The organism is Micromonospora sp. NPDC085948 (assembly GCF_040686315.1).
In the GTDB taxonomy this organism is placed as follows: Bacteria; Actinomycetota; Actinomycetes; order Mycobacteriales; family Micromonosporaceae; genus Micromonospora.
The window spans coordinates 1-5,581 of sequence record NZ_JBFBJW010000031.1 but is presented as its reverse complement, the minus strand read 5'-3'; the positions used below and the strand labels follow the sequence as shown (position 1 = coordinate 5,581).

Below are 5,581 nucleotides of genomic sequence, written 5' to 3'. Positions count from 1 at the left end.
GGGGTTCCACTGAGGTGGGGCTTCTGGTCGGTGTGTGGTTGTTCTTTGAGAACTCAACAGGGTGCTTGTAAAGCCAGTGCCAATTATGATTTATACCCCGGACTGGTCAGTTTTTGCTGGCTGGTTGGGATTCCTTTGGCAACATTTGTTTGTTGTCAGGATGCTGTTCAACTAATTTTTTGTTGGAGAGTTTGATCCTGGCTCAGGACGAACGCTGGCGGCGTGCTTAACACATGCAAGTCGAGCGGAAAGGCCCTTCGGGGTACTCGAGCGGCGAACGGGTGAGTAACACGTGAGCAACCTGCCCCAAGCTTTGGGATAACCCCGGGAAACCGGGGCTAATACCGAATAGGACTTCCGGCCGCATGGCTGGGGGTGGAAAGTTTTTCGGCTTGGGATGGGCTCGCGGCCTATCAGCTTGTTGGTGGGGTGATGGCCTACCAAGGCGACGACGGGTAGCCGGCCTGAGAGGGCGACCGGCCACACTGGGACTGAGACACGGCCCAGACTCCTACGGGAGGCAGCAGTGGGGAATATTGCACAATGGGCGGAAGCCTGATGCAGCGACGCCGCGTGAGGGATGACGGCCTTCGGGTTGTAAACCTCTTTCAGCAGGGACGAAGCGAGAGTGACGGTACCTGCAGAAGAAGCACCGGCCAACTACGTGCCAGCAGCCGCGGTAAGACGTAGGGTGCGAGCGTTGTCCGGATTTATTGGGCGTAAAGAGCTCGTAGGCGGCTTGTCGCGTCGACCGTGAAAACTTGGGGCTCAACCCCAAGCCTGCGGTCGATACGGGCAGGCTAGAGTTCGGTAGGGGAGACTGGAATTCCTGGTGTAGCGGTGAAATGCGCAGATATCAGGAGGAACACCGGTGGCGAAGGCGGGTCTCTGGGCCGATACTGACGCTGAGGAGCGAAAGCGTGGGGAGCGAACAGGATTAGATACCCTGGTAGTCCACGCTGTAAACGTTGGGCGCTAGGTGTGGGGGACCTCTCCGGTTTCCTGTGCCGCAGCTAACGCATTAAGCGCCCCGCCTGGGGAGTACGGCCGCAAGGCTAAAACTCAAAGGAATTGACGGGGGCCCGCACAAGCGGCGGAGCATGCGGATTAATTCGATGCAACGCGAAGAACCTTACCTGGGTTTGACATGGCCGCAAAACTCGCAGAGATGTGAGGTCCTTCGGGGGCGGTCACAGGTGGTGCATGGCTGTCGTCAGCTCGTGTCGTGAGATGTTGGGTTAAGTCCCGCAACGAGCGCAACCCTCGTTCGATGTTGCCAGCGCGTTATGGCGGGGACTCATCGAAGACTGCCGGGGTCAACTCGGAGGAAGGTGGGGATGACGTCAAGTCATCATGCCCCTTATGTCCAGGGCTTCACGCATGCTACAATGGCCGGTACAATGGGCTGCGATACCGTGAGGTGGAGCGAATCCCAAAAAGCCGGTCTCAGTTCGGATCGGGGTCTGCAACTCGACCCCGTGAAGTCGGAGTCGCTAGTAATCGCAGATCAGCAACGCTGCGGTGAATACGTTCCCGGGCCTTGTACACACCGCCCGTCACGTCACGAAAGTCGGCAACACCCGAAGCCGGTGGCCCAACCCCTTGTGGGAGGGAGCCGTCGAAGGTGGGGCTGGCGATTGGGACGAAGTCGTAACAAGGTAGCCGTACCGGAAGGTGCGGCTGGATCACCTCCTTTCTAAGGAGCACCTTCCGACGAAAGTCGGTAAGGAGCCCGCACCGCCCGACTGTGGTGGTGGGGTGCTCAGATGGCGGAGACACTGGCAAGTTTTTCCTCGGCAACGGCCGGGTTCCTTCTAGTACAGCTGCCTTTCGGGGTGGTGGGAACGAAGTCCCTGGTGCGGCTGAGGAGGAATGTAAGCACCCTGTTGGGTCCTGAAGGAACAACCGTTGGTTGTTGTTTCAGAGACTTGGCCAGCCCTCCGGTGTGGGGGCTGGGAGTCTGCCAGGCATGGCCTGGCCTCGCATACCGCTGACCGTTGGGTTGGGTTTGGTGTGGGGCGGATCGGGTTGTGGGTTGGTCGTTTGTTGAGAATTGCACAGTGGACGCGAGCATCTTTGTGGTCAAGTTGTCAAGGGCGAACGGTGAATGCCTTGGCACCAGGAGCCGATGAAGGACGTGGGAGGCCGCGATAGGCCTGGGGGAGCTGTCAACCAAGCTGTGATCCCAGGGTGTCCGAATGGGGAAACCTGGCACCAGTCATGTGGTGTCACCCACACCTGAACACATAGGGTGTGTGGAGGGAACGCGGGGAAGTGAAACATCTCAGTACCCGCAGGAAGAGAAAACAATTTAGTGATTCCGTGAGTAGTGGCGAGCGAAAGCGGATCGAGGCTAAACCGGCTGCGTGTGATACCTGTCAGGGGTTGCGTGGTCGGGGTTGTGGGACCCCGCTGAACAAGCTGACACTTGTTCGAGGAGTTACAAAGTTAGTGGCTAGTCGAACAGTCTGGAATGGCTGACCGTAGACGGTGAGAGTCCGGTAGGTGAAAGTTGCTGACCTTCTGTGGGTGTTCCCGAGTAGCGGCGGACCCCTGAAATCTGCCGTGAATCTGCCAGGACCACCTGGTAAGCCTAAATACTTCCTGGTGACCGATAGCGGACAAGTACCGTGAGGGAATGGTGAAAAGTACCCCGGGAGGGGAGTGAAATAGTACCTGAAACCGTTCGCCTACAATCCGTCGGAGCCTTGCGGGGTGACGGCGTGCCTTTTGAAGAATGAGCCTGCGAGTTAGTGGCATGTGGCGAGGTTAACCCGTGTGGGGGAGCCGTAGCGAAAGCGAGTCTGAATAGGGCGATTCAGTCGCGTGTCCTAGACCCGAAGCGGAGTGATCTAGCCATGGGCAGGCTGAAGCGCGGGTAAGACCGCGTGGAGGGCCGAACCCACCAATGTTGAAAAATTGGGGGATGACCTGTGGTTAGGGGTGAAAGGCCAATCAAACTCCGTGATAGCTGGTTCTCCCCGAAATGCATTTAGGTGCAGCGTCGCGTGTTTCTTGCCGGAGGTAGAGCACTGGATGGTCTAGGGGGCCCACAAGCTTACCGAAATCAGCCAAACTCCGAATGCCGGTAAGTGAGAGCGCGGCAGTGAGACTGCGGGGGATAAGCTTCGTAGTCGAGAGGGAAACAGCCCAGATCACCAGCTAAGGCCCCTAAGCGTGTGCTAAGTGGAAAAGGATGTGGGGTCGCATAGACAACCAGGAGGTTGGCTTAGAAGCAGCCACCCTTTAAAGAGTGCGTAATAGCTCACTGGTCAAGTGGTTCCGCGCCGACAATGTAGCGGGGCTCAAGCACACCGCCGAAGCTGTGGCATTCACATTTTATCCTCGCTTGGACTTGATTCCTTGTGCAGGTGTGTGGATGGGTAGGGGAGCGTCGTGCCGCGAGTGAAGCAGCGGGGTGACCCAGTTGTGGACGCGGCACGAGTGAGAATGCAGGCATGAGTAGCGAAAGAAGGGTGAGAAACCCTTCCGCCGGATGACCAAGGGTTCCAGGGCCAGGCTAATCCGCCCTGGGTGAGTCGGGACCTAAGGCGAGGCCGAGAGGCGTAGTCGATGGACAACGGGTTGATATTCCCGTACCCGCGAAAGAGCGTCCCTGATGAACCTCGTTGTGCTAACCACCCAAACCGTTCAAGACCTTCGGGTTGCGAATGGGGAGCGTGGGAACCTGATGGGTAGTAGTCAAGCGATGGGGTGACGCAGGAAGGTAGCTGAGCCCGGCCGGTGGTTGTGCCGGGGTAAGCGTGTAGGCCGTGTTGTAGGCAAATCCGCAACACATATAAGGCTGAGACGTGATGCCGAGCCGATTCAGGTGAAGTCAGTGATCCTATGCTGCCGAGAAAAGCCTCTAGCGAGTTCTTAGCGGCCCGTACCCCAAACCGACACAGGTGGTCAGGTAGAGAATACCGAGGCGATCGGGCGAACTGTGGTTAAGGAACTCGGCAAATTGCCCCCGTAACTTAGGGAGAAGGGGGGCCGGAGACGTGAAGCCCCGCGCGGGTGGAGCGTTGTATGGCCGCAGAGAGCAGGGGGAAGCGACTGTTTACTAAAAACACAGGTCCATGCGAAGAAGTAATTCGATGTATATGGACTGACGCCTGCCCGGTGCTGGAACGTTAAGGGGACCTGTTAGCTCTTTCGGGGGCGAAGCGGAGAACTTAAGCGCCAGTAAACGGCGGTGGTAACTATAACCATCCTAAGGTAGCGAAATTCCTTGTCGGGTAAGTTCCGACCTGCACGAATGGCGTAACGACTTCCCCACTGTCTCAACCACAGGCCCGGCGAAATTGCAGTACGAGTAAAGATGCTCGTTACGCGCGGCAGGACGGAAAGACCCCGGGACCTTTACTATAGCTTGACATTGGTACTCGAATTAGCTTGTGTAGGATAGGTGGGAGCCGGTGAAGTCCATACGCCAGTATGGGTGGAGGCAATCTTGAAATACCACTCTGGTTGATTTGGGTATCTAACTTCGGACCGTTATCCGGTTCAGGGACAGTGTCTGGTGGGTAGTTTAACTGGGGCGGTTGCCTCCTAAAAGGTAACGGAGGCGCCCAAAGGTTCCCTCAGCCTGGTTGGCAATCAGGTGTTGAGTGCAAGTACACAAGGGAGCTTGACTGTGAGACTGACAGGTCGAGCAGGGACGAAAGTCGGGACTAGTGATCCGGCACTTGCGAGTGGAAGCGGTGTCGCTCAACGGATAAAAGGTACCCCGGGGATAACAGGCTGATCTTCCCCAAGAGTCCATATCGACGGGATGGTTTGGCACCTCGATGTCGGCTCGTCGCATCCTGGGGCTGTAGCAGGTCCCAAGGGTTGGGCTGTTCGCCCATTAAAGCGGTACGCGAGCTGGGTTTAGAACGTCGTGAGACAGTTCGGTCCCTATCCGCCGTGCGCGTAGGATACTTGAGAAGGGCTGTCCCTAGTACGAGAGGACCGGGACGGACGAACCTCTGGTGTGCCAGTTGTCCTGCCAAGGGCACGGCTGGTTAGCTACGTTCGGAAGGGATAACCGCTGAAAGCATCTAAGCGGGAAGCCTGCTTCAAGATGAGGTATCCCACCCACCTTGGTGGGGTAAGGCCCCCAGCTAGACGACTGGGTTGATAGGCCGGAAATGTAAGCCCGGTAACGGGTTCAGTTGACCGGTACTAATAGGCCGAGGACTTGACTACTAAGCTGCTACGCGTCCACTGTGCAACTCTGAACAAGCGAACACCCGCGTGTGTGTGCCCGGGGTTGTTTGATATGTTCATAGAGTTACGGCGGTCATGGCGGAGGGGAAACGCCCGGTTACATTCCGAACCCGGAAGCTAAGCCCTCCAGCGCCGATGGTACTGCACTCGTGAGGGTGTGGGAGAGTAGGACGCCGCCGGACAATCTTCCAGAAACGGCCACCCCATCACGGGGTGGCCTTTTCTGCGTCTGCCGATTGGTGGGTTCACCGACCCGGGTTCCTCGCGCCGGAGGCAAGGTCACGCTCGAACCAGAATCTGGTGCTGTCCCCGACGTGCTGACCCCACTACAACCAGGATGTTGCGCGACCCTGCGGCCTGCGGCCGG

The 5,581-nt window shown here is 57.7% G+C and carries 3 rRNA genes; all 3 read left to right on the top strand.

Annotated elements, in window-relative coordinates:
• The first annotated feature begins 179 nt into the window (after nucleotides 1-179).
• The 3 genes from AB0O48_RS34480 (at nucleotide 180) to rrf (ending at nucleotide 5,396) form a co-directional block, all read left to right on the top strand.
• Nucleotides 180-1,696: ribosomal RNA gene (locus AB0O48_RS34480) — 16S ribosomal RNA — on the top strand.
• Nucleotides 1,697-2,080: 384 nt separating this feature from the next.
• Nucleotides 2,081-5,193: ribosomal RNA gene (locus AB0O48_RS34475) — 23S ribosomal RNA — on the top strand.
• An 86-nt stretch (nucleotides 5,194-5,279) separates the two neighbouring features.
• Nucleotides 5,280-5,396 (top strand): 5S ribosomal RNA (gene rrf, locus AB0O48_RS34470).
• Together the 16S, 23S and 5S rRNA genes form the textbook arrangement of a ribosomal RNA operon.
• The last annotated feature ends 185 nt before the right edge of the window (nucleotides 5,397-5,581 follow it).